This window comes from Bacillus sp. FSL R9-9530, from assembly GCF_038008145.1.
GTDB lineage: Bacteria > Bacillota > Bacilli > Bacillales > Bacillaceae_G > Bacillus_A > Bacillus_A mycoides.
On the sequence record NZ_JBBOYO010000001.1, the window covers coordinates 4441010 to 4465264 of the forward strand.

Below are 24255 nucleotides of genomic sequence, written 5' to 3' on the forward strand. Positions count from 1 at the left end.
GAGCCTGTAAACGAGGCTTCTTATTTTTTTATGTAGAAGCATATAACAATGTGATTGAGAAGCTCACGCAAGCTTTACAACGTATGCCAGATGCATTCGAGGCTGTAATGATACCGATTTATAATTTTATATCAGCTATTGCAGATTTAATTATAAAATTTAATAAAGCGCATCGAGTATTAGCTCGTTTTATCAAGGGATGATAATGTTAGTTCCACATCTCCCCCCTTGCGATTGGTATTGGTTTGTGGGCAAGTATGCAAGCAGCTTTAGCTTTATTATGGTAGGTAGAGCCAGGAACGAGGATTCTCCTTTATTTTGCATGCAGGAATCGGTTATATAGTGGTTCAAATGATTCCATTGTTTATAAAATTGCTAAAGATATATAGATTACTTTTTTATTTGGAGGAATTCCCTAACTATCATGGAATACAATCATCAAAAATTCTAAATAATATAATTTTTACCTCGATTTTTTTGGGAAAAACAGTAATTATATGAATGTGTAATTCTAATGTTAAATTAGGAACCATAGAAATAAGGGGGAATGATGTTGAAAACTATTAAAAATACATTATTATTTATTCTATGTTTGGTAGTTCTTAGTGGTTGTTTTACAAGAGAGGGAACGATTGTTGGTGGTAAGGTTCATGGAGGTTCAAATAGTATAGATGGAAAGTATAAAAGTTTCACAGGTTTTGCCACTCAAGATATGGATGTAAAAAAAGGTGAAAGCTGGATATTTTCCTTTGATGATAAAACTAAGCAAGGAACCATAAAGGCTTATGTTTTAGATTCAAATGATAATACAATACTGGAAGTTAATAGTGGAAACAGTAAAAATAATATTAAAGTGTCTAAAGATGATACATATAAAGTTAAAATTATAACAGAAGAACATGGTGGAGAATTTGAAATATCATGGAAAAAAGAAAAGTAGTTAAGTTAATGAGTATCGGGCTATTATTATGTTCTTAGGATTCGGATATCTTCCAAAGAGATGGGGAAAAAGGAAAGTTTCAGAAAAGTTTCTGCAAGCAAAATTTGCTGATGAAGGAAAAGGGATTTTGATTATTACTTATGCTATAGATTTATATGTAATATCTATTCCTTTAAAAGTAAAGAAATATAATTCACTTTAATTTCTATTGAATATAGAAGTGATTATGCTATGAAAGTCATGTTTATGCATGGCTTTTTCTTTGCAGTAATTTCTTACCTGTCGGTTCTATCGCATCCGTTGTAGCGTTATGTGGCGGGATATTCATTATGGGTGGTAGCCAGGAAAAGGGATTTCCCCTTATTTCAAGGACTGGGATTGGCTATATAGTGGTTCAAATGATTCCGTTATTTATGCGATTAATTGTCGGGATTGCTAAAGCTATTTTGTCCTACACTTGTAGGGCTTTTTTATTAACAGTAATTCCTCAATATTCACGAAATATGCAAATGTGCATATTGTATTTATTTGGATTTTATTCATGTTAAAATTACATATAAAGATCTTTATATGTAATGAACTGAAAGCAGAAATATCCAATGAATTTTGAGAGGTGTTACATGTTTAAAAATAAGAAATTGATTCAATTTGGTCTAACATTACTTGTATGTTTATGTGTAATTGATTTTACAATCAGTTATTTTCAAGCGTATCTTGAATCAGCCGCAGGTATTAAATGGGTAATATCAGAAACTTGGAGAACTATTTTGTTAGATGCCCCTGAAAGTATATTGGTTATTTTAGGCGCAGTTGCTTTATATGATTTCACAAAAGAAACATTGCCAAAAGACGCATCACTTTAAATGCGTCTTTTTTTATTTCATTCAATTAGCAATTTCATGGATAGTAGTCTTGCTGTAAAAGCGGAATAAGAAGCCCTAATTAGGGCTTTTTTCATTGCAGTAATTTCTTCAACATCATGGAATACTCTCACTATTACGGCCAAAATCGTTAGTTCCTTTTATCTGTACGCCTTTGTCATTTAAAGTGTTTCCGGGTTCTGTGATTATAGGCTGAAATGGTTAAATAAACGTTTGTTTAAGATGTATGTTCGGTAGGAAGAAACCGATGCAACTCAAAGGTTAACAAAGAAAAGTAGGAAATTAATCAAACGTTTGTTTAAGATGTATGTTCGGTAAGAAGAAACCGATACAGCTCAAGGGCTAACAAAGAAAAATAGGTAGTTAATCAAACGTTTGTTTAAGATATATGTTCGGCGTGGGATGAGAAAAAAATTTAAAAAAATTATATATTTATTTTTTCTTAATAAATGGCGGAAAAATAAGAAAAATTAGCAGGATTATTAAAAATTATCACGAAATAAGTAAAAGTTTAGCGAATAATCGTTTGAAATAATAAAATGTTTTCTATATGATAAAGGTAAAGGTTAGTAAAAAAGTAGGTGAATTTATGACAGTAACATTTTATTCATATCCAAAATGTGGCACATGTCAAAAAGCAAAGAAATGGTTTGAGGCAAACGATGTAGCATATGAGATGATTCATATTGTTGAAAATCCACCGTCAAAAGAAGATTTACGTAATTTACATGAGAAAAGTGAATTACCATTAAAAAAATTCTTTAATACAAGTGGAATGCGTTACCGCGAACTTGGTTTAAAAGATAAGTTAAAGGATGCAAGCGAAGACGAAATGTATGAGCTTTTAGCATCTGATGGCATGTTAATTAAACGTCCAATTGTAACAGATGGAACGAGTGTAACACTTGGTTTTAACGAAGAGCAGTTTGAAAGTGTGTGGAAAAAGTACCAATAAGGTATTTTTACATAATTAATACATTCACTGGAGGTACAGTCATGAGCATTCCAAATAATTTACGTTACTCTGAAGAACACGAATGGGTAAAAACAGAAGGTAATGCGGTTGTTATCGGTATTACTCATTTTGCGCAAGGTGAGTTAGGCGATATCGTATTCGTTGAACTTCCTGAAGTAGGTGCAACAATCCAAGCTGACGAGCCATTCGGAAGCGTAGAATCTGTTAAAACAGTTTCTGAACTATACGCACCTGTAAGTGGTAAAGTTGTAGCAGTAAACGAAGAATTAAGTGACCAACCAGAACTAGTTAACGAATCTCCATACGAGGGTGCATGGATGGTTAAAGTTGAACTTTCTGATGCAAGCCAAGTTGAGAAGTTATTAACTGCAGAAAAATATGCAGAAATGACAAACCAAGACTAATTATAGTCGAAGAAAAAGGACAGCCTTTGTGCTGTCCTTTTTTATGTTGTGTACATAATGAATTTAAAAACATATATATTAATTATTATGTAGGAGAACGTTTTTGAAAAACTTTTTTCATGGAGGCTTCATGCTGAGCGAGCGGCTTGCGCTTTTCATTGTCTAGCTCCAGCGGGCTAGATTGTTCGGTGGCTTCGCGTCTTCCTGTGAGGCAAAAGGCGCCTCTACCTCAGAAGCTCCATCCCCCTCGCAATCTGAACGAGCCGCTTGCGCTTTTCTTTGTGATCCAGCTCCAGCGGCTAGATTGTTCGGTGGCTTCGCTTCTTCCTACAAGGCAAAAAGCGCCTTTACGTCAGAAGCTCCATCCCCCTCACAATCTGAGCGAGCCGCTTCCGCTTTTCTTTTGCAAAAATAAACAGGAAACAACATGAAAATAACGAATATACTATATACTAAGTTAAAGGTTGTATAGTATATGGTGATCGGGTGATGACATATGATTTATGTGGAAAAAGTCATTATTGTAGAAGGTAAATCGGATAGAAGAAAGATTGAATCTATTATTCGTGAACCAGTGGAAATTGTTTGTACAAATGGTACAATTGGTTTGTCGAAAATGGATGAGCTCATTGATCAATTTTTTGATAAGGACGTATATGTGCTAGTGGATGCTGATGATGCAGGAGAAAAGTTAAGGAAACAATTCCGAAAAGAATTTCCGCAAGCAGAGCATATTTATATTGATCGCTCGTATCGCGAGGTGGCGACTGCACCTTCTTCACATTTAGCAAATGTATTATGGGGAGCAGACATTGACGTTTATACAGAATATTTACGGTAAGGAATGATAGAAGTGATTGATTGGACAGGTGCCGAAGCTACAGCCCTAATAGGAAATGAAGAAAAAACAGTGTTATATGTGTATACACCAATGTGTGGAACATGCCAATTGGCAAAGAAGATGTTAACGGTCGTTGAGATGACGATTGAAGATTTGAAAATTGGAATGTTAGATTTAAATTATGCCCCGCATTTAGCGAAAGAGTATGGGATAGAAAGTGTACCGTGTTTACTTATTTTTGAAAATGGGACACTGATGAAGAAAATATATGCATTTCATTCGGTGGAATATTTATATACGGAATTAAAGTAGGCGGCAAAGTTTTTGCCGCCTCGACATATTTCTTGGGAAATATGTCGACATGCGTGATAGATACAGTATTTGTCGAGCGAAAATAACAGGATTGCCCTTTAATAAGAGGGAATGGTATGTAATAGAAAGTGATATGAGGGATGTGGTTTAGGATGAAATTATATTCTTTGCTTCAATCATTTGTAAATTACGCTAATGGTCAATATCATTTAGAACCGCTTTTAAGGCAAGGAGAAAGAACTGTTAATTTTCGTTTTGGAGATGAATGCTGTTCGTTACAAATTTCAAGAGATTATATAGAACTTTTGAAAGAGGCGAGAGGAACGGAACAAATCGTTTGTTTAGAGGAAGAGGATGTACAAAAATTAGTGACTGGAAATATGAGGTTGCAAAAGTTAATGAGTGATGGACGGGTACAATATTCTGGAACGTATCGAACGATGTTATTAGTTGAATCGATGTTTCATATATGTAAACCGATGTCAGTCGGAGCTTAAAATTCTGAAGTTTCTTTTTTTACGAAAATTTCTGTTGACAGAGCGTGTGGATATTGATACAATTCAATTCATAAAATATAGACAATTTCATAAATTTTAAATCAGACGAAAATTTAATCTGATTTCTCTTATTAAGAGAGGTGGAGGGACTGTGCCCTGTGAAGCCCGGCAACCGTCAACTTATGTTGAAATGGTGCCAATTCCTGCAAAGCAAATGCTTTGAGAGATGAGAGAGAGGGATAATGTTGTTATATACGCATATAAACCTTTCTGCTTCTCTAGAAGCGGAAAGGTTTTTTGTTGTTTGAATGCGGAGGACATTCAAATAATAAGAGGAGCTATAACGATGGACTACACGCATGAAAAATAAAAAAATGCGGAGTCTATCCAAAGTTTTATGAAATCCAGCTCCAGCGGCTAGAACAGTCGGTCGTTTCATCCCTTCCTATGAGGCAAAAAGCGCCTCTACGTCTGGGATTCCAACGCCCTCTTGTTCTAAACGAGCCGCTTACGCTTTTTAAACAAAAAAGGGGTGAACATCATGATTTTATTAGAAAATGTAAAGAAAATATATAAGGCAAAAAGCGGTGATGTCACTGCTGTAGATAACGCCAACTTAAAAGTAGATAAGGGTGAAATATTTGGTGTTATTGGATATAGTGGCGCTGGGAAAAGTTCGTTAATTAGATTGTTTAATCAGTTAGAGAAACCAACTTCTGGCCAAATTACAATTGCGAATCGTGTGATTTCAGCGATTACTGGAAATGAACTTCGTAAGGCAAGACAAGAAATCGGAATGATTTTTCAGCATTTCAACTTACTTTGGTCACGAACTGTGCGTGAAAATATCGCATTCCCACTTGAAATTGCAGGTGTCGATAAGGCGGAGAGAAGAAAACGTGTCGATGAGTTAATTCATCTTGTTGGATTAGAAGGAAGAGGAGACGCGTACCCATCTCAGCTAAGTGGTGGACAAAAGCAGCGCGTCGGGATTGCAAGAGCGTTAGCAAATAATCCACAAGTACTTTTATGTGATGAAGCAACGTCAGCTCTTGATCCGGAAACGACAGATCAAATTTTAGATTTATTGTTAGATATTAATAAGCGTCTCGGCTTAACAATTGTATTGATTACGCATGAGATGCACGTTATTCGCAAAATTTGTAATCGAGTTGCTGTAATGGAGAAAGGGAAAATCGTAGAAACGGGTCCAGTACTTGACGTATTCCGTAATCCACAGCAAGACATTACAAAACGATTTGTACAGCAGTTAACTGATTCTGAAGATACGAATGAAACGATTGAAAGTTTAATAGAAAAGTATCCAGATGGAAAAGTAATTCGTTTGCAGTTTGTCGGTGAAGCGGTAGAAAGACCGGTACTTCAAAGGTTAATGCAGCGCGGTGATATAGAAGTTAGCATTTTGCAAGGAAATATCGCGCAAACGAATAACGGCTCTTACGGAAGTTTAGTCGTTCATTTAAATGGTGAAGAAACAGCGATCCAGCAAGCAATAGAAGGGATTCATCAAGATCAAGTAGAGCTGGAGGTGATTGCACATGGATAAGTTAATCGCAAATATTGATTGGAATCAAATGTTAGAAGCAACTGGTGAAACGTTATATATGACGGCAATCGCAGCGCTTGCCACATTTGTTTTAGGACTTATTTTAGGATTATTACTCTTTATGACAGCGAAAGATAATTTATGGGAAAATAAAGCGATTAATACGGTGATTGGAGCGTTCGTAAACATTTTCCGTTCTATACCGTTCATCATTTTAATTATTTTATTAATCCCGTTCACAAAGATTCTTCTTGGAACAATACTCGGAGCGAGTGCAGCGCTGCCAGCTTTAATTATTGGTGCAGCACCGTTTTATGCGAGAATGGTTGAAATCGCGCTTCGCGAGATTGATAAAGGTGTAATTGAAGCTTCAAAAGCAATGGGAGCAAAAACAAGCACAATTATTTTGAAGGTGTTAATTCCAGAATCGTTACCAGCGTTAGTATCTGGTATTACGGTTACGACTATTGCTTTAGTAGGCTATACAGCAATGGCAGGTGTTGTTGGTGCTGGTGGTCTTGGAACACTTGCTTACTTAGAGGGATTCCAGCGTGGAAATAACGATGTAACAATCGTTGCGACAATTTGTGTATTACTCGTTGTATTTTTAATTCAGTGGATTGGTGATAGTTTAACGACTCGAATAGATAAAAGATAATGAAAACAGGGGGATATTTCAAATGAAAAAATTATTACTTACAGCACTTATTTCAACTTCAATTTTTGGGTTAGCTGCTTGTGGCGGGAAAGATAAAGATGAAAAGAAACTTGTTGTTGGTGCTTCTAACGTACCGCACGCTGAAATTTTAGAAAAGGCAAAGCCATTACTTGAGAAAAAAGGAATTGAGTTAGAAATTAAAAAATTCCAAGACTACGTGTTACCGAATAAATCGTTAGCAGATAAAGAATTAGATGCGAACTACTTCCAGCACATTCCGTATTTAGAAAAGGAAATTAAAGATAAAAAATATGATTTTGAAATAGCAGGAAAAATCCATTTAGAACCGATTGGTGTGTATTCTCAAAAATATAAGAGCTTAAAAGAACTTCCAAACGGGGCGACAATTATTATGAGTAATTCTGTTACTGATCATGGTCGTGGTTTAGCAATTTTACAAAAAGAAGGCATTTTAAAAATTAAAGACGGAGTAGAGCCAGTTAAAGCAACTCCAAAAGATATTGCGGATAATCCGAAAAACTTAAAGTTCAAAACAGATATCGAGCCTGGTTTATTGCCACAAGTGTATAACAATAAAGAAGGCGATGCGGTTCTAATTAATTCTAACTATGCAATTGATGCGAAATTAAACCCAGAAAAAGACGCGATTGCAATTGAAGGAAATGATTCTCCATACGCAAACGTAGTAGCTGTTCGTAAAGGCGATAAAGATAAAAAAGAGATTAAAGCTCTTATAGAAGTACTGCATTCTAAAGAAATTGAAGACTTTATTACTAAAGAATATAAAGGGGCAGTTGTTCCTGTAAAAGAATAATTGCGGAAAAAGGGCTGGTGTATGCCGGTCCTTTTTTTACTACATAAATATAGGGGAGAAGGGGACATCATATGAAAAAGATTATATTGTCAGTTGTTACAGCACTGTCTGTATTTACATTAGCTGCTTGCGGGGGGAAAGATGAGAATAAGCTTGTCGTTGGCGCTTCTAATATACCGCACGCTGTTATTTTAGAAAAGGCACAGCCAATATTAGAGAAAAAGGGCATTAAGTTAGAGATAAAAAAATTCCAGGATTATGTTTTACCAAATAAGGCATTAGCTGATAAAGAAATCGATGCAAATTATTTTCAACATATCCCTTATTTAGATAAAGAGATTCAAGAAAAAGGATACAAAATTGTAAATGCAGGAAAAATTCATTTAGAGCCAATGGGCATTTATTCTAAGAAATATAAAAGCTTAAAAGAACTTCCAGATGGCGGAACAGTTATTATGAGTAATAACGTAGCGGAGCGTGGCCGTATGCTCGCATTGTTACAAAAAGGCGGCGTTATTAAATTAAAAGACGGTGTAGATGTTGTTAAAGCAACAGTAAAAGATGTTGTAGAAAATCCGAAAAATTTAAAGTTTAAAACAGATGTAGAACCTGGACTTTCACCGAAGCTGTACGAAAACAATGAAGGTGATGCTTTATTTATTAATTCAAATTACGCAATTGATGCGAAATTAAATCCAACAAAGGATGCAATTGCAATTGAAGGATCAGACTCTCCTTACGCAAATATTATCGCAGTTCGTAAAGGTGACGAGAAGAAAAAAGAAATTAAAGAGCTAGTAGAAGTGCTACATTCAAAAGAAATTCAAGATTTTATTAACAAAGAATATAAAGGTGCTGTACTTCCTGTGAACGAATAGGTGCTGGAAAGGGCTGGGAATAACCCAGTCCTTTTTTCTTTATATATATAAGAAGAAAGGTGTATCATAAGAGGATGTAAAGGAAATACTTATATACATTTGTGAAAAAATTGTTACATTTTTTTAGTGTTTGCGATATCATTTTATTTGCTATAAGATTAGAATGAGAATAAAATGAGAATATGAACGTTTTAGTAATTTTTAAAATGTATATAGAGGATTAATGGAGGTATTGAGATGGCTGGTTCTACATTAACGGTTAAAGACTTACACGTATCAATCGATGGCAAAGAAATTTTAAAAGGTGTAAACCTTGAAGTAAAAGGTGGAGAAATCCACGCAATTATGGGACCTAACGGAACAGGTAAATCAACTTTATCTTCTGCGATTATGGGTCACCCAAAGTATGAAGTAACAGAAGGTAGCATAATCATCGACGGTGAAGATGTATTAGAAATGGAAGTAGATGAGCGTGCGCTAGCAGGTCTATTCTTAGCAATGCAATATCCAAGTGAAATTAGCGGAGTAACAAACGCGGACTTCTTACGTTCTGCAATTAATGCACGTCGTGAAGAAGGCGATGAAATTTCTCTTATGAAATTTATCCGTACTTTAGATAAAAACATGGAATTCCTAGAAATGGATCCAGAAATGGCACAACGTTACTTAAACGAAGGTTTCTCTGGTGGAGAGAAAAAACGTAACGAAATTCTTCAATTAATGATGATTGAGCCAAAAATCGCAATCTTAGATGAAATCGACTCAGGTCTTGATATCGATGCATTAAAAGTTGTATCTAAAGGTATTAACCAAATGCGCGGCGAAGAGTTCGGTTGCCTAATGATTACGCATTACCAACGTTTATTAAACTACATCACTCCAGACTTCGTTCACGTTATGATGAACGGTCGTATCGTTAAATCTGGTGGCCCTGAGCTTGCACAACGTCTAGAAGCTGAAGGTTACGACTGGATTAAAAAAGAATTAGGTATTGAAGACGAAACAGCAGAGCAAGAAGCGTAAGAGAGGAGCATAAACATGACAATCGGTACATTACCTTTCGATCAAGAAACAATCCGTCAGCGCGCAAGCGAAGTAAACGAAGCTGCTTGGTTGACTGAGTTCCGCTTACAAGCTCTTGCACAAGCAACTGAACTTCCAATGCCAACGCCTGATAAAACGAAAATTGAAAAATGGGACTTTATCGGAAAAGGCGACGCTGCTAAGCAAGAGCCTGTAAGTTCTTTAACAGAGCTTCCAGAAGCAGTGAAAAACTTAATCGATGAAAATAACAGCGTATTAGTACAACGTACTGGTACAACTGCTTTCGTTTCTTTAGCAGACGAAGCAAAAGAAAAAGGTGTTATTTTTACAGACATCGTAACAGCTGCAACAGAGCATGCTGAATTAGTACAAAAGTACTTAATGAAAGACGGCGTGAAAGTAGACGAACATCGTCTAACTGCACTTCATGCTGCATTAATCAACGGCGGTGCATTCGTATATGTTCCGAAAAACGTTGTTCTTGAAACTCCACTTCAAGCTGTATTCTTAGTAGACGGCGAAGAAGCTAACGTATATAACCACGTATTATTCGTAGCTGATGCGAACAGTACTGCAACATATGTAGAAAACTATGTTGCAAATGAAAATGCTAAAGGTATTGCAAATATCGTAGCAGAAGTAATCGTGGAACAAGGCGCACAAGTGAAATTCGGTGCGGTTGATCTATTAGCAAAAGACGTAACAACTTACGTTAACCGCCGCGGAATTGTTGGACGCGACGGCCGCATTGATTGGGCTCTAGGCCTTATGAATGACGGAAACACAATTTCAGAGAACGTTACGAACTTAATGGGCGACGGATCATATGCTGATACAAAAACAGTAACAATTGGTCGTGGTAACCAAACACAAAACTTTACAACTAAAGTTGTTCACTTCGGTAAACACTCTGAAGGTTGGATTTTAAAACACGGTGTACAAAAAGATAGTGCAACATCTATCTTTAACGGAATTGGTAAGATTGAACACGGTGCATCTAAATCAAATGCACAACAATCTTCTCGCGTTCTTATGTTAGATGAGAAAGCTCGCGGTGATGCAAATCCAATTCTTTTAATCGATGAAGATGATGTAATGGCAGGTCACGCAGCTTCAGTAGGCCGCGTAGATCCATACCAATTATACTACTTGATGAGCCGTGGTATTCCAAAACGCGAAGCAGAACGTTTAGTCATCCATGGATTCTTAGCACCTGTAGTAAATGAGCTTCCAATTGAAGGAGTAAAGGCACAGCTTGTTGAGGTAATTGAAAGGAAAGTTCGCTAATGAATATTCATGAAATACGCAAACAGTTTCCAATTCTTGATCAAAAAGTGAACGGCAAACAACTTGTATATTTCGATAGTGCAGCAACTTCTCAAAAACCAATTCAAGTCATTGAAACGTTAGAACGTTATTATAAAGAATATAATTCTAACGTGCATCGCGGTGTTCATACGCTCGGTACGAAAGCTACCGACGCGTATGAAGGTGCACGTGAGAAAGTTCGCAAGTTTATTAATGCGAAATCAATGGAAGAGATTATTTTCACGCGCGGAACGACAACTGCATTAAATACAGTAGCAGCTAGCTATGGCCTTGATAATGTAAAAGAAGGCGATGAAATCGTCATCTCTTACATGGAGCACCATAGTAACATCATTCCGTGGCAACAAGTTGCGAAGAAAACTGGTGCAACTTTAAAATACCTTCCGCTTCAACTAGACGGTACAATTTCTTTAGAAGATGTTCGTCAAACAGTTACACCGAATACAAAAATCGTTTCTATCATGCACGTTTCTAACGTACTTGGAACGATTAACCCTGTAAAAGAAATCGGAGCAATCGCACATGAAAACGGTGCAATCATGATCGTTGATGGAGCACAAAGTGCACCTCATATGAAAGTGGATGTACAAGATTTAAACTGTGATTTCTACGCATTATCTGCTCATAAGATGTGCGGACCAACAGGTGTCGGCGTATTATATGGTAAGAAAGAATTGCTAAACAATATGGAACCAATTGAATTTGGTGGTGAAATGATTGATTTCGTAGACTTACAAGAGTCTACTTGGAAAGAGCTTCCGTGGAAGTTCGAAGCAGGTACACCGATTATCGGTAATGCAATCGGACTTGGTGCGGCAATTGATTTCCTAGAAGAAATCGGTCTTCATAATATTGAAAAGCATGAACATGAATTAGCGCAATACGCTTTAGAGAGACTATCAGAAGTAGATGGCGTTACAATTTATGGTCCAAAGCATCGCGCTGGTCTAGTTACATTTAATATTGAAGACGTACATCCTCACGATGTAGCAACTGTATTAGATGTAGAAGGCATTGCGGTTCGCGCAGGACATCACTGTGCACAACCGCTTATGAAGTGGCTAAAAGCTTCTTCTACAGCACGTGCGAGCTTCTATTTATATAATACAAAAGAAGAAATTGATACATTTGTTGAATCACTAATCAAGACAAAGGAGTATTTCACAAATGTCATTTAATAATTTAGATACGTTATATCGTCAAGTTATTATGGATCATTATAAAAATCCTCGTAACCATGGCGTGTTAGAAGATAGTGTTACCGTTAACTTGAACAATCCAACTTGCGGCGATCGTATTCAACTTACGATGAAAGTAGAAGAGGGTATTGTACAAGAAGCGAAGTTTGAAGGCGAAGGATGTTCAATTTCAATGTCTTCAGCTTCAATGATGACACAAGCAGTAAAAGGAAAGAAAATTGAAGAGGCCCTTAAGCTTTCTAAAATTTTCTCTGACATGATGCTAGGAAAAGAGTATGATGACAGCATTGATTTAGGAGATATTGAAGCATTACAAGGCGTATGCAAGTTCCCGGCACGTATTAAATGTGCAACATTAGCGTGGAAAGCGTTAGAAAAGGGCTTAAACGAAGATAAGTAATGTTAAAGGTTCCTAAAAACGAGGTTATATAAGGAGGGACACACCAACATGGCGAAGCAACTGCCAGATATCGGCGATTATAAATATGGTTTCAAGGATAAAGACGTTTCGATTTTCCGTGCTGGACGCGGTTTAACAAAAGAAATCGTTGAAGAGATTTCACGTATGAAAGAAGAACCACAGTGGATGTTAGACTTCCGTTTAAAATCACTGGATAAGTTCTATGAAATGCCAATGCCACAATGGGGCGGCGACTTAAACGACTTAGATTTCGATGAAATTACGTACTACGTAAAACCATCTGAGAAATCTGAGAAGTCTTGGGATGAAGTACCTGAGGAAATTAAAGCGACATTTGATAAATTAGGTATTCCTGAAGCTGAGCAAAAATATTTAGCTGGTGTATCTGCACAGTACGAATCTGAAGTTGTATACCACAACATGAAAGAAGACCTAGAAGATCTAGGAGTCGTATTCAAAGATACAGATAGCGCATTAAAAGAGAACGAAGATATTTTCCGTGAGCATTTCGGAAAAGTAATCCCACCAACAGACAACAAATTCTCTGCATTAAACTCTGCAGTTTGGTCTGGTGGATCATTCATCTACGTTCCAAAAGGTATTAAAGTTGATACACCACTTCAAGCGTATTTCCGTATTAACTCTGAAAATATGGGACAATTCGAGCGTACGCTTATCATCGTAGACGAAGGCGCACACGTACACTACGTAGAAGGTTGTACAGCACCTGTTTACACGACTAACTCACTTCATAGTGCGGTAGTAGAAATCATCATTAAAAAAGATGCATATTGCCGTTATACAACAATCCAAAACTGGGCGAACAACGTATACAACCTAGTTACAAAACGTGCGGTTTGTGAAGAAAACGCAACGATGGAATGGATTGACGGTAACATCGGATCTAAATTAACGATGAAATACCCAGCAGTTATCTTAAAAGGCGAAGGCGCTCGTGGTTTAACATTATCTATCGCGATTGCTGGTAAAGGCCAACACCAAGATGCTGGTGCGAAAATGATTCACTTAGCACCAAACACGTCTTCAACAATCGTTTCTAAATCGATTGCGAAGCATGGTGGTAAAGTAACTTACCGTGGTATCGTACAATTCGGACCAAAAGCGAAAAACTCTCGCTCTAACATCGAGTGTGACACGTTAATCATGGATAACCAATCTACATCTGATACAATTCCTTACAACGAAATCAAAAACGATTACGTTTCACTTGAGCACGAAGCGAAAGTATCTAAAGTATCAGAAGAACAATTATTCTACCTAATGAGCCGCGGTATTTCTGAGCAAGAAGCTACAGAAATGATCGTAATGGGCTTCATCGAGCCATTCACTCGCGAACTTCCAATGGAATACGCAGTTGAAATGAACCGCCTAATCAAGTTTGAGATGGAAGGTTCTATCGGTTAATTCTAGTAAAAACCCCGTCATATAAATGTTTGTGGCGGGGTTTTTTTATGCGAAAATTAAGTGGAAGCGTTGTTTCTTTTTACTATGAAGGTTATATTTACCTGATTTTGATAGGATTTTATGATGTTTTTATTGTTAATTAAATTACTTTGGAGAAAATGGTGATTTAGTAATGGAACGACAAAAAGAGGCTTTCTTAAAAGAGTTAAACAGACTTGAACAGTATGTTAAAGGTTTGACGACAGAATATAAAAAGGATAACGTAATTTCTTTGATTACTAAGATATCTGATCTACTAGCAGATTTAAATATATCTACAATTTATTCTCAAGAAGGGCCTTTCCAAGAGATAGTACGAAACCTGCTGGACAATGCATTGAAAAAGACAAGTTACTTTTTTGATGCTGAAATTAATGATGAGGAATTTTTACGCCGAAAATCAGGTGATCTGAGTAATATTTTACAAGAATTTTTACGGGTTAAATATTTATCTGAATTCAAAGGGATAAATAGAAAGAATTTCATAATTGTAGGTGGTAATGGTGCAGGAAAGTCAACATTTGTTAGTTTTTTAAGGGAAAGTAAAATGAATGGATTGACAGTTGTTCCGGCTCAAAAGCATTTGTTTTTTAATCGAGATACTCCTAACATCCATTTGAAAACTATTACAGAAGTGCGGGACTTTCAACAAACAAATTGGACTAGATTTTACCAAGAAGATGTAGATAGTTATAGATTTGGAGAACTTATAAACTCATTTACAATAGTTGTTAGTGCTTTTATCAATAAATATATTGAGGAGTTACATTCTGTTACTAAGCAAGATAAAAGCACTCTATCTGAAGGAATGAGTGTAAACTTATTAAGCCGTTTAAATAATATATGGGGAAAAGTGATAGACAATATTAGCCTAGATGTTGATACAACCAGAAGAGTTATTGAACCGTTTAAAAATGGAAATAAATATTCTATCAATGCTATGAGTGATGGAGAGAAGGCCATTTTATATTATATTTGTCATGTGTTGTTGGCAAGTGATAAGAGTTTTATTGTGATTGATGAACCAGAAACGTATCTAAATCCCGCTGTTGCGAATACTTTATGGAATATTTTAGAATCCGAACGACAAGATTGCACATTTATGTATGTATCTCATGATGTTGACTTTGTTCAGTCTCGTAAACAGGCACAAATGATGTGGTGTAAAAATTTTATCTATCCTGATGTATGGAATTTTGAGTTGATAACAACAGATAGTTTTCCACGAGCAATGTTAACTGAGCTATTAGGATCAAAAAAGAAAGTTTTATTTTGTGAAGGTGATAAGAAAACAAGTCTAGATTATCAAGTGTATACCAGTATATTTGGGGAAGAATATTTAATCCAGCCAGTTGGGGGACATCGAGAGGTAATCTCCTATACTCGACAATACAATGAGAGTCCCATAATTATGGGGAATGGGGCAATTGGTATCATTGATCATGATTATTTAATTGCAGAGCGTATTAGTGAGTATCGAAAAGATGGAATTTATGTCTTACCGTATAATGAAGTTGAGATGTTATTACTTGATGAAGATATTATGAAGAAGGTTATAAGCAGCAGTTATCCAAATCAATATCAAACTAAAATTGATACATTCAAGGAACTTTTCTTCAATGAAGTTAAAAAAAATATGGATAAGATGATAATCGAACAGATTAAAGGGGGACTAAATGATCAATTAAATAATTATCGAGTTATTGCAAATACAGCTGAAGAAATGCAAGTAGAGCTAGAAGAGAAATTGAGGGCATTAAAATTAGAAGAGAATATTGAAATATTGAAATGCAAATACAATGATGTGATGGAAAGCAAAGATTATCAAAATCTATTGAAGATATGTTCATTAAAAGGCCAGATTAGCCGAGGGCTTGCTAATAAAAATCTAGATGGTGATTATATAAATAAGGCGTTGGAACATTTGAATGTTGATAAAAAAATTGCTGAGGAGCTAAAAAGAAAAATAGAGTCTTAGTTTCTAAAGTATCTTTTGAGTATGCGTGGATAATTTTTTGTTCTATTATTATAAATTAGTGGTAATGGAGTATCTAGAGAATAAAAGGTGGTCATTATCAAGTAATTTGTTATCCAATTGATTTTATGGTCCCATGAAATGTATTACAGGTATTTGGAATCGCAAAAAAATAATATAGTGGAAAAGATTTATTCAGCAGTGCTGAGAACGCTAATCAACAGTTTTAATAATGGTGGTTGGATAATAAATGGAAAAAACGTCCTGCTATGCAGGGCGCCTTTTTATGTTGTGTGAGTTGGTCTCGGCTTAGCACAGGTGATGGATTTTCGGTTAAATATATCGAACACAACTCGGAATATATCAACTGTTCGACAAAATAAGACAAGGGAAATCCCCTCATATCCCCCTCAACATTCAAATAGGAGAGGAGCACTAATACATAAAGTGGACGACTAGAAGCAATTGATGCAAAGATACTGATAAATCCGCTGAAGAATCCGCCGAATTGCCTGCTAAACTTCTTGAAGAATTGTCCGACAAACTTTCTGACAAATATCCTCCTCGAACTAGAATCATTTCACAAAAATTCCCCCTCAAACTAATCAACAAACTAGAAAAAGTAATATAAAGTTTTCCATATGAAAAGGGCAATCTTTGGCTTTTTCTTATAATGCGAGTACAATGTAGAATAGCAAGAAAAGACGAAAAGTATTTACAGGATTATTGCGTACGTATAGCGTAAATGGCAGTAAGGAACTGAGAGGAGGTTTTTTCTCTGAATATAAATAAAGAAACAATCATCCACCTTTATCATACAAACGATATACATAGTCATTTTGAAAATTGGCCGCAAATTTCTCGGTTTGTACAAGGGGAGAAAAGGCGAAGACAGGAAGCGGGAGAGACTGTTTTAACTGTGGATATCGGCGATCATGTGGATCGTTTTCATAGTATTTCGGAAGCGACAAATGGACTTGGGAATACAAAATTATTAAATGAGGCGTTATATGATTATGTAACGATCGGAAATAATGAAGGAATTACATTGGCGAAAGAGCATTTGAATCGTCTATATGATGATGCTGGTTTTGAGGTGCTTGTAGCGAACTTATTTGAAAAAGAGGGTGTACGTCCAGCGTGGGCGAAGCCTTATAAATTACATACAACGACAGATGGGATTACGATTGCCTTTATTGGATTAACGGTAGCTTATCCAGAGTTTTATCATATGCTTGATTGGCATATTGAAGATCCAATCATCCATTTAGAGTCTATTTTAGAAGAAGTTAAGGATACAGCTCATATTACTGTTGTGCTTTCTCATCTTGGAAAAAGTATGGATGAGTATATGGCGGAGCATTATGATATAGATGTTATTTTAGGGGCACATACGCATCATTTATTTGAGCGTGGCGTTCTTGTGGATAATACCTTGCTTTGCTGTTGTGAAAAGTGGGGACATTACGTTGGTCACGTTCAGCTTACTGTGGATAAAGAGACGAAGAGACTGTTGAAAAAAGACGGTAGAGCGATTAAGACAGAACGGTTAGGTGCTTATAGCGAGCCGTTATCCACAATTGAAATGCTAAAGGAAGAAAGTAAACAGATAATGGCTGAGCCTGTCGTTCATTTAAAAGAATCATTGCCGGTTGATTGGTTTAAGGAGACGACGTTTTCTCATATGTTGGCAAGTGCACTTAAAGAGTGGTGTAATGCGGATGTTGGGATGGTGAATGCTGGTGTACTTCTTGAGGGATTAAATGAAGGTGTTGTGACGCGCGGAGATATTCATCGGATTTGTCCACATCCAATTAATCCATGTATGTTAAAAGTACCAGGGAAAACGTTAAGAGAAGTTATTTTGAAAGCGCGCCGCCCGAATATGGAGAATCTTGAGGTGAAAGGATTCGGATTTCGTGGAAAAGTAATGGGGAAAATGATTTACGATGGTTTGGAAGTGATTCCAGATACGATTCCAGGGAATAAAATTTTACTAGAAGATGTATTGATTAACGGCGAATCGCTGGAATTAGACCGGATATATACGGTAGGAACGATTGATATGTTTACATTCGGATACTTATACCCAGAGCTATCCACACTTTCTGACAAACAATATTATATGCCGGAATTGCTTAGAGATGTACTAACAGACATGTTGATAACTTATACATCTTCAGTCAAACTATAGGCTAGTTAACTTGTAACACTCATTTTTCTCTTGTCATAAAGATAAGAAAGAGAGGAGTGTGAACTATGGTTAATGTAGAGCCAATTATAATTGATAACTATACGTTCATTGCTGTTAGCGTAAAACTTCCAAAGACAAATTTGCTAGCTGTAATGAGCGATAAAGGATATATTATGTGCGGTGCTTTAGATGTAGGTCTTCTAAATGAGAAGTTAGGTGATCGAGGAATTATTGCTGGCCGTGCGGTTGGTGTAAGAACGATTGAACAACTTCTTGAAGCACCGCTGGAATCAGTAACGACTGGAGCCGAAGCTTTAGGTATTCCGGTAGGCACAATCGGAAAAGATGCACTATTAAAAATGAGATAAGCATATATCGTCCCTCTTTCTTGCATAGAAATAATATAAGAAGGAGGGTTTTCTTATGGGCATATTTCGTTCGAAAAATTCGCGGTTTCGAAGGGGACCGATTTCCTTTCGGTATATACTGCTTATTTCATTTATTCTTTTTATCGTAATGGTAGTTCAAGGTTTATGGATTGTAAATAAAAGTATTCAGCCAACGTTAATTAAATATGGGGAAACAGAGACTCATAAAATGGCAACAGCAGTTATGACGAAAGCGGTAAAAGACCGAATTAATGAAGGGTTTGATGTAGATTCATTAATGAAAGTACAAACGGATAGGAACGGGAAAGTATCTACAATTGATTTAAATACAAAACAAGTAAATGAAATATTAACATCGACTACTGCATACATAGAAAAATATTTACAACAAGTAGAAAAAGGGGATACGAAAGCACTTGGTATTTTTGAAGAGAATGGGGTATCTATGTCAGTTCCTTTTGGGCGTATAACTGATAATGCGCTTCTTGGTAATATAGGACCGGATATTCCGATTAATTTTACGCCAATTGGTCATGTGAATACGGATATTAAACAATTAGTTGAGCCGCAAGGAATTAATAATACAGCGATCAAAATTATTATGGAAGTGGAAGTGACGTTACAAGTTATGATTCCGTTACGCACGAAAGAAATTAAAGTGAAGCAAAACATTCCGATTGCGACGCGCATCGTTCAAGGTGAAGTGCCTACTTATTACGGAAGTGGCGGAGTTGTTGTACCAGATAAAAAGAAAACGGATAATTAGTCAGTAGTGTTTTATTGATTTATATTTATAAAAAATAACCGTAGCAATTTGCTACGGTTATCGTTTTGTATTTGCTCGTTCTTTTCGTTCCCAAAGGCTTAAATGCATGTATGGATCGAAAGCCCATTCTGTATAGCCATTGTCTTTATACATGCCGAAATGTAAGTGGGGCGGGAATTTTCCAGCTGTACCAGGAGGACCGTAGCCGGTACTACCGACAAATCCGATTACTTTTCCTGGTTCGACAATTTGTCCGAGCTGTATTTCTTTAGAGAACCCGCCTAAATGAGCGTAATAGTGGTAATTATTATGAAGGTCACGAATACCAATGCGCCATCCACCAAGACGATTCCATCCTTTTGTTTCAATAACGCCATAGCAGGTTGATCGTACTGGTACGCCATATCCAGCAAAAATATCGGTTCCTTCATGAATCCTCCTGCCGCCAAAGCTTCTACCAGCACCGAAAGTACTACGATAGCTATGGTCACTGCGAATCGGGAGAGGGAAAGCATTACCTTCTAAATTAATGCGTCCATAATGTTTATAAATTCGGGCGTATTCTGTAATTAATTCAACTGTTTTTGCACGTCTATAATATTCCCAAAGCATAATGTTAATACGGTCTTCCGACGTTCCTTGTTTCTTTAAAATGGTTGCTGCTGTATGCAGAAGATCACGGTCGTTATTTGCATTTGCAAATCCATCTTTGTCACCATCTAAACCCATTCCGCCAAATAGAGAAATTGTATGGGGGAGAGTATCATTACTATTAACAGGTCCAGCCCATATTTCAGGTTTGAAATAAAGGGAAATGATGGCATCTGGTTTTTTCGGAATATTTTTTCTTACGCTCCGTATGTTTCTTTCGTATTGATCCATTGCGGCTAAGTAATACCACGGAATACCGGAAGATTGCTCAGTTTCTTTATATAGTGCCATGCGCTTTTCATATATGCTTTGCTGATTATCTTCACCGTAAGCGATGTTTTGGTGGAGAAGAAAGCAAATCGAAAGCAAAAGAGAAATTTTTCGAAGCATGAAATAGACTCCTTTCACAACATCACTCTTTTTAGTGTGGGATATACGGAGTATTTCATTATAGGGAACGATTGGAAAAAATCTTAGAATCTTCATTTGAGCAAATCGCTTTCATACGTTAGAATAGATATGTTACATTGAAAGAAGCGAACACGGTAAACTATTTCATATTGTGCGGAGTTGATAACCATGACAAAACAAACAGAGTATAAGCGCAAGCCCGAATGGTTGAAAATTAAGTTAAACACGAATGAAAACTATACAGGCTTAAAGAAAATGATGCGTTCTAAGAATCTTCATACAGTTTGTGAAGAGGCGAAATGTCCGAATATTCATGAATGCTGGGCTGTAAGGAAAACAGCAACATTTATGATCTTAGGTGCGGTTTGTACACGTGCTTGTCGTTTTTGTGCGGTTAAAACAGGCTTACCAACTGAGCTTGATTTACAAGAGCCAGAACGCGTAGCAGATTCTGTAGTACAAATGGGCTTAAAGCACGTTGTTATAACAGCGGTTGCACGTGATGATTTAAAGGACGGCGGAGCAGCTGTTTTTGCTGAAACAGTACGCGCTGTACGTCGTGAAAATCCATTCACGTCTATCGAAGTATTACCATCTGATATGGGTGGGGTAGAAGAAAACTTAAAAATGTTAATGGATGCAAAACCAGATATTTTGAACCATAACATTGAAACAGTACGTCGATTATCTAACCGAGTTCGCGCTAGAGCAAAATATGACCGTTCATTAGAGTTTTTACGTCGAGCAAAAGAAATGCAGCCTGATATTCCAACTAAATCGAGCATTATGCTGGGCTTAGGTGAAACGAGAGAAGATTTAATTGAAGCAATGGATGACTTACGTGCAAACAATGTGGATATTTTAACTCTTGGACAATACCTACAACCATCTAAGAAGCATTTACCAGTTATTAAATATTATCCACCAGCAGAATTTGCAGAGCTAAAAGAAATTGCACTTAGCAAAGGATTTAGCCACTGTGAAGCTGGTCCACTTGTACGTTCTTCTTATCATGCGGACGAGCAAGTACGTTCTGCAAAAGAAAAAACAGCAGAAGCGAAATAATGAAAAAAGAGAGCTAATCATTAGCTCTCTTTTTTCTTATACTCTAAAACTTTATTTTGACATGTGGATAAAATCTTTTTTAATTCTTCTGTGGATAATTCAATTGTAAATTCAGGTACACCAGGTGTAATTAAAATTTTATCGTAAGTATAAATTGAACTGTCCACAATAATCGTTACATCTTGTGAATAACCGAAAGGAGCTACACATCCAGGAGTGCAACCAGTCTCTTCTCTTAGCTCATTAGGAGAACAGAGAGATAAGCTCTCTCCTGTTATTTCCTTCATCTCTCCTCGGTTGAGGCGAGTGCCTTCTAACGTAAAGAATACGTAATGCTCCCCGGATTTTGATTTTAAAAATAAGCTTTTACTTGGAGTGCCTTGCAAACCAAGTCTTTCACGAACGATACGATCTGTTTCATAGTCAAGTACTGGTTCGTGTTCAAATTTTTCATAAGAAGCATTTGTTTTATGTAGTAAAGAAAGTACGTCTTCGTACATATTGAATGATACCCCTCTCTATGTTTACTGCAGTTCTACCATATCTCCTCGCGGTGTCAACTGAATGTATTGGAAAGGGATATTACTTGGATGGCGCTTCCCATAATCGTTTTATGATAGATTGTTCATCAAGTGTAATTTCATAAATATCAGGATTCGTTAAAGTTTTCCATGTGTCAAAGCCAATAGTATGATCAAAGTGCTTTAAAATTAATGTGAGTAAGTTGCCGTGTGTAACGAGTAATGTTGTGTCATGCTCTAGTTTTAAAACTTCCTGAATAAGTGAGATGGCGCGATCCATCGCTTGTTTTGTTGACTCTCCGCCCGAAAAGGCAATATCTATATTGGTAAAAGTGTATTCTAGTTTTTGAAGCCAATCATCCATTGAAACAGTGCTTAATATGCGTTCTGCTAACCGTTCATCTTCTTGAATAGATAAATTAGCTTGGAGGGCATATGGCCGAATAGAATCGATAGCTCGGACAAATGGGCTTGAAATAATATGATCTATTTGTAGATGATTTTCCATGAGGAATGTAGCAACGGTGTTTGATTGGTCTCTTCCCATGTTTGTTAATTCGGCATTACGCTCTTGTCCAGTTGCGGAACAATGTCGTATTACAATAATTTTCTTCATAATTCATCCCCATCTTTCAAGTTGACCATATATACTTCGACAAATGTGGGAAAAATTCCTTTTTATTGGAAACGGAATAGTGATCTAAGTATGTGGAAAAGTAATGTGGATAATGAAAATTTGAGGTGCAATTATGAAAAAAATGATATGCATTGTATTCAGTATTTGTTTTCTCGCGCAATTGTCCACAACATATGCACAATCAAATCAAAAATTAGACTATCCAAGCAATCGAAATAAGCCATTTGTGAGTGAGGATGTGTTTTATGAACAGTTAGATAAGAAAATTTATAAAGAATATGAAAATGCAGCGTATAGCGTTCGTAAAAAAGTTTCATTTAAAGAAGTGGCTGATGAGGAATTTATTTTTAGGCAAAAAACAAATGCCGACTGTCACAGTAAAATGACGATGGACGATTCTTTCGTTCACCCTGATCGCCAAGTGTACTTTTTTGCTTCTTTTACTCAAAATGAGGTAGAAGAGTTTCATAAGTACATCGTCATAGATGCGGAAACAAAGAGGGAACTACAAGGGGGAAAAAGCTATCATCATTATGACAATCCATATAAAAAATAACCCACCAATTGGTGGGTTATTTTTTACTCTGGCACACTTACTAATTTCTCTTTCATTTTACGAATAAGAATGAAACCACCGATCGCGAAGAGAAGAGTAATTCCTTCTGCGACAAAGATGTTAATCATTTTTGTTTGGTAAAGTGCTGCGAAAAAGTCTACAAGTGCGTGGAATAGTATAGCGTATGCGAGGAAAATGTATTTCTTTTGTTTTACCGCGTATACGACAAGCATTGTGAAGGCAATTTGCAGTACTAATGCCATAATTCTTTCTAGGCTACCAAGTAAGTATAAATAGGCAGGTTGCTCTATTAACAAGTCCTTGATATGGCTCAACTGTGGGTATTGTTCAACCATTTGAGCGAAGCTACCATTGTTAATAGATGTTGCAAAGGTAAGAGTTTGAAGCCCAGCGAATCCGCCGACTAAAATCGATTCAATACCGCCGTGCCCAATTCCGTACGCAAGACCGTCTTTATAATCTCGATATTTTTTCAGTAAGTAGTAAAAGGCAACGAAACGACCTAGTTCTTCAAAAATACCAGCAGTTAGTCCGCCATAAATTGCAAAGACATACGGATTTTCTAAAAATGGAGCGATTGCTGGATTACCACGCATAAATAGGTGGAACGGTGTTTCGAGAATTTGGGTAAATCCAATAAAGATAAGAACACCAACGCCGACCACTTTCCAATTAATATTATATTTTTTACGGAAATAAACGAGTACAATAATTGGGACCAGAACCGAAACAACGAGTTGAAATATGATGCTGGCAATTACAGTATTTGAAACCATACTTTCACCGCTTTCTAATATATGTACATATCTATTATGCATGAAAT

Annotated in this window: 29 protein-coding genes and 1 riboswitch; of the genes, 24 read left to right on the plus strand and 5 right to left on the minus strand. The window is 36.5% G+C overall.

Features of this window, described 5'->3' with window-relative positions:
• Nucleotides 1-50: 50 nt before the first annotated feature.
• The 19 genes from MKX66_RS22270 (at nucleotide 51) to MKX66_RS22360 (ending at nucleotide 16224) form a co-directional block, all read left to right on the plus strand.
• Nucleotides 51-203 (plus strand): tail length tape measure protein, encoded by a 153-nt coding sequence (locus tag MKX66_RS22270; RefSeq protein WP_215590344.1) that lies wholly within the window; start codon nucleotides 51-53, stop codon nucleotides 201-203.
• A gap of 347 nt (nucleotides 204-550) precedes the next feature.
• Nucleotides 551-940, plus strand: coding sequence for a hypothetical protein (locus MKX66_RS22275; protein WP_012261937.1), 390 nt, complete (start codon nucleotides 551-553; stop codon nucleotides 938-940).
• 28 nt (nucleotides 941-968) lie between these two features.
• Nucleotides 969-1142 carry a hypothetical protein gene (locus tag MKX66_RS22280; RefSeq protein ID WP_000478362.1) on the plus strand — a complete coding sequence of 58 codons (174 nt, stop codon included), beginning with the start codon at nucleotides 969-971 and terminating at the stop codon, nucleotides 1140-1142.
• A gap of 418 nt (nucleotides 1143-1560) precedes the next feature.
• Complete coding sequence (locus MKX66_RS22285) at nucleotides 1561-1803, plus strand: DUF3937 family protein (RefSeq protein ID WP_002143630.1); 243 nt, start codon at nucleotides 1561-1563, stop codon at nucleotides 1801-1803.
• A gap of 607 nt (nucleotides 1804-2410) precedes the next feature.
• Complete coding sequence (locus tag MKX66_RS22290; protein ID WP_002129756.1) at nucleotides 2411-2776, plus strand: arsenate reductase family protein; 366 nt, start codon at nucleotides 2411-2413, stop codon at nucleotides 2774-2776.
• Between the two features lie 41 nt (nucleotides 2777-2817).
• Nucleotides 2818-3201: a glycine cleavage system protein GcvH gene (gene gcvH / locus MKX66_RS22295; protein ID WP_000026895.1), complete on the plus strand. Its 384-nt coding sequence runs from the start codon at nucleotides 2818-2820 to the stop codon at nucleotides 3199-3201.
• Nucleotides 3202-3697: 496 nt separating this feature from the next.
• Nucleotides 3698-4042 (plus strand): toprim domain-containing protein, encoded by a 345-nt coding sequence (locus MKX66_RS22300; protein WP_000640865.1) that lies wholly within the window; start codon nucleotides 3698-3700, stop codon nucleotides 4040-4042.
• Nucleotides 4043-4045: 3 nt separating this feature from the next.
• Complete coding sequence (locus tag MKX66_RS22305; RefSeq protein ID WP_002015940.1) at nucleotides 4046-4354, plus strand: thioredoxin family protein; 309 nt, start codon at nucleotides 4046-4048, stop codon at nucleotides 4352-4354.
• A gap of 152 nt (nucleotides 4355-4506) precedes the next feature.
• Nucleotides 4507-4851, plus strand: coding sequence for a hypothetical protein (locus MKX66_RS22310; protein ID WP_002015939.1), 345 nt, complete (start codon nucleotides 4507-4509; stop codon nucleotides 4849-4851).
• A gap of 125 nt (nucleotides 4852-4976) precedes the next feature.
• A riboswitch (SAM riboswitch) is annotated at nucleotides 4977-5084 on the plus strand.
• Nucleotides 5085-5392: 308 nt separating this feature from the next.
• The gene (locus MKX66_RS22315; protein WP_002015938.1) at nucleotides 5393-6418 is read left to right on the plus strand and encodes a methionine ABC transporter ATP-binding protein; all 1026 of its coding nucleotides are present in this window, start codon (nucleotides 5393-5395) and stop codon (nucleotides 6416-6418) included.
• A complete protein-coding gene (locus MKX66_RS22320) occupies nucleotides 6411-7076 on the plus strand; it encodes a methionine ABC transporter permease (RefSeq protein ID WP_002129754.1) in 666 nt (221 codons plus the stop codon). The genes MKX66_RS22315 and MKX66_RS22320 overlap by 8 nt, the downstream gene beginning before the upstream one ends.
• A 22-nt stretch (nucleotides 7077-7098) precedes the next feature.
• Nucleotides 7099-7911 carry a methionine ABC transporter substrate-binding lipoprotein MetQ gene (gene metQ / locus MKX66_RS22325; protein WP_002015935.1) on the plus strand — a complete coding sequence of 271 codons (813 nt, stop codon included), beginning with the start codon at nucleotides 7099-7101 and terminating at the stop codon, nucleotides 7909-7911.
• A 71-nt stretch (nucleotides 7912-7982) separates the two neighbouring features.
• Nucleotides 7983-8789: a methionine ABC transporter substrate-binding lipoprotein MetQ gene (gene metQ, locus MKX66_RS22330; RefSeq protein WP_085312709.1), complete on the plus strand. Its 807-nt coding sequence runs from the start codon at nucleotides 7983-7985 to the stop codon at nucleotides 8787-8789.
• A gap of 237 nt (nucleotides 8790-9026) precedes the next feature.
• A complete protein-coding gene (gene sufC, locus MKX66_RS22335; protein ID WP_002034576.1) occupies nucleotides 9027-9812 on the plus strand; it encodes a Fe-S cluster assembly ATPase SufC in 786 nt (261 codons plus the stop codon).
• 15 nt (nucleotides 9813-9827) lie between these two features.
• On the plus strand, nucleotides 9828-11120 hold the full coding sequence (gene sufD, locus MKX66_RS22340; protein ID WP_002089372.1) for a Fe-S cluster assembly protein SufD: 1293 nt from the start codon (nucleotides 9828-9830) through the stop codon (nucleotides 11118-11120).
• A complete protein-coding gene (sufS, locus tag MKX66_RS22345) occupies nucleotides 11120-12340 on the plus strand; it encodes a cysteine desulfurase SufS (RefSeq protein WP_002015930.1) in 1221 nt (406 codons plus the stop codon). The genes sufD and sufS overlap by 1 nt, the downstream gene beginning before the upstream one ends.
• Nucleotides 12330-12761 (plus strand): Fe-S cluster assembly sulfur transfer protein SufU, encoded by a 432-nt coding sequence (gene sufU / locus MKX66_RS22350; RefSeq protein ID WP_002089369.1) that lies wholly within the window; start codon nucleotides 12330-12332, stop codon nucleotides 12759-12761. Before sufS ends, sufU begins: the two co-directional genes overlap by 11 nt.
• A gap of 48 nt (nucleotides 12762-12809) precedes the next feature.
• Complete coding sequence (gene sufB / locus MKX66_RS22355) at nucleotides 12810-14207, plus strand: Fe-S cluster assembly protein SufB (RefSeq protein WP_002015928.1); 1398 nt, start codon at nucleotides 12810-12812, stop codon at nucleotides 14205-14207.
• A gap of 172 nt (nucleotides 14208-14379) precedes the next feature.
• Complete coding sequence (locus tag MKX66_RS22360; protein WP_341087155.1) at nucleotides 14380-16224, plus strand: DUF4435 domain-containing protein; 1845 nt, start codon at nucleotides 14380-14382, stop codon at nucleotides 16222-16224.
• A gap of 432 nt (nucleotides 16225-16656) precedes the next feature.
• On the opposite strand, the gene MKX66_RS22365 is transcribed toward MKX66_RS22360, so the two are convergent.
• Entirely contained in the window at nucleotides 16657-16800 is a 144-nt protein-coding gene (locus tag MKX66_RS22365; RefSeq protein ID WP_341087157.1) for a hypothetical protein, read from the minus strand.
• 223 nt (nucleotides 16801-17023) lie between these two features.
• Between MKX66_RS22365 and MKX66_RS22370 the strand changes: the two genes are divergently transcribed.
• The 3 genes from MKX66_RS22370 (at nucleotide 17024) to yunB (ending at nucleotide 19570) form a co-directional block, all read left to right on the plus strand.
• Nucleotides 17024-18415: a bifunctional metallophosphatase/5'-nucleotidase gene (locus tag MKX66_RS22370; RefSeq protein WP_081085915.1), complete on the plus strand. Its 1392-nt coding sequence runs from the start codon at nucleotides 17024-17026 to the stop codon at nucleotides 18413-18415.
• A 65-nt stretch (nucleotides 18416-18480) separates the two neighbouring features.
• Nucleotides 18481-18783, plus strand: a complete 303-nt coding sequence (locus MKX66_RS22375; protein ID WP_002015926.1) for a YunC family protein — start codon at nucleotides 18481-18483, stop codon at nucleotides 18781-18783.
• A 55-nt stretch (nucleotides 18784-18838) separates the two neighbouring features.
• Nucleotides 18839-19570, plus strand: coding sequence for a sporulation protein YunB (gene yunB, locus MKX66_RS22380; protein WP_088040371.1), 732 nt, complete (start codon nucleotides 18839-18841; stop codon nucleotides 19568-19570).
• A 57-nt stretch (nucleotides 19571-19627) separates the two neighbouring features.
• Here the strand turns inward: yunB and MKX66_RS22385 are convergent, their stop codons facing one another.
• Nucleotides 19628-20611, minus strand: a complete 984-nt coding sequence (locus MKX66_RS22385; protein ID WP_002184733.1) for a M23 family metallopeptidase — start codon at nucleotides 20609-20611, stop codon at nucleotides 19628-19630.
• Between the two features lie 189 nt (nucleotides 20612-20800).
• Between MKX66_RS22385 and lipA the strand changes: the two genes are divergently transcribed.
• Nucleotides 20801-21697, plus strand: a complete 897-nt coding sequence (gene lipA, locus MKX66_RS22390; RefSeq protein WP_002034580.1) for a lipoyl synthase — start codon at nucleotides 20801-20803, stop codon at nucleotides 21695-21697.
• 20 nt (nucleotides 21698-21717) lie between these two features.
• On the opposite strand, the gene MKX66_RS22395 is transcribed toward lipA, so the two are convergent.
• Nucleotides 21718-22197: a YbaK/EbsC family protein gene (locus tag MKX66_RS22395; RefSeq protein WP_002034581.1), complete on the minus strand. Its 480-nt coding sequence runs from the start codon at nucleotides 22195-22197 to the stop codon at nucleotides 21718-21720.
• An 82-nt stretch (nucleotides 22198-22279) separates the two neighbouring features.
• The gene (locus tag MKX66_RS22400; protein ID WP_002034582.1) at nucleotides 22280-22834 is read right to left on the minus strand and encodes a histidine phosphatase family protein; all 555 of its coding nucleotides are present in this window, start codon (nucleotides 22832-22834) and stop codon (nucleotides 22280-22282) included.
• A 133-nt stretch (nucleotides 22835-22967) separates the two neighbouring features.
• On the opposite strand from MKX66_RS22400, the gene MKX66_RS22405 reads away from it, so the two are divergent.
• Nucleotides 22968-23411, plus strand: coding sequence for a hypothetical protein (locus tag MKX66_RS22405; protein ID WP_215590339.1), 444 nt, complete (start codon nucleotides 22968-22970; stop codon nucleotides 23409-23411).
• 23 nt (nucleotides 23412-23434) lie between these two features.
• Here MKX66_RS22405 and MKX66_RS22410 read toward each other — a convergent pair whose 3' ends face one another.
• Nucleotides 23435-24250, minus strand: coding sequence for a YhfC family intramembrane metalloprotease (locus tag MKX66_RS22410; RefSeq protein ID WP_002034584.1), 816 nt, complete (start codon nucleotides 24248-24250; stop codon nucleotides 23435-23437).
• Between the last annotated feature and the right edge of the window lie 5 nt (nucleotides 24251-24255).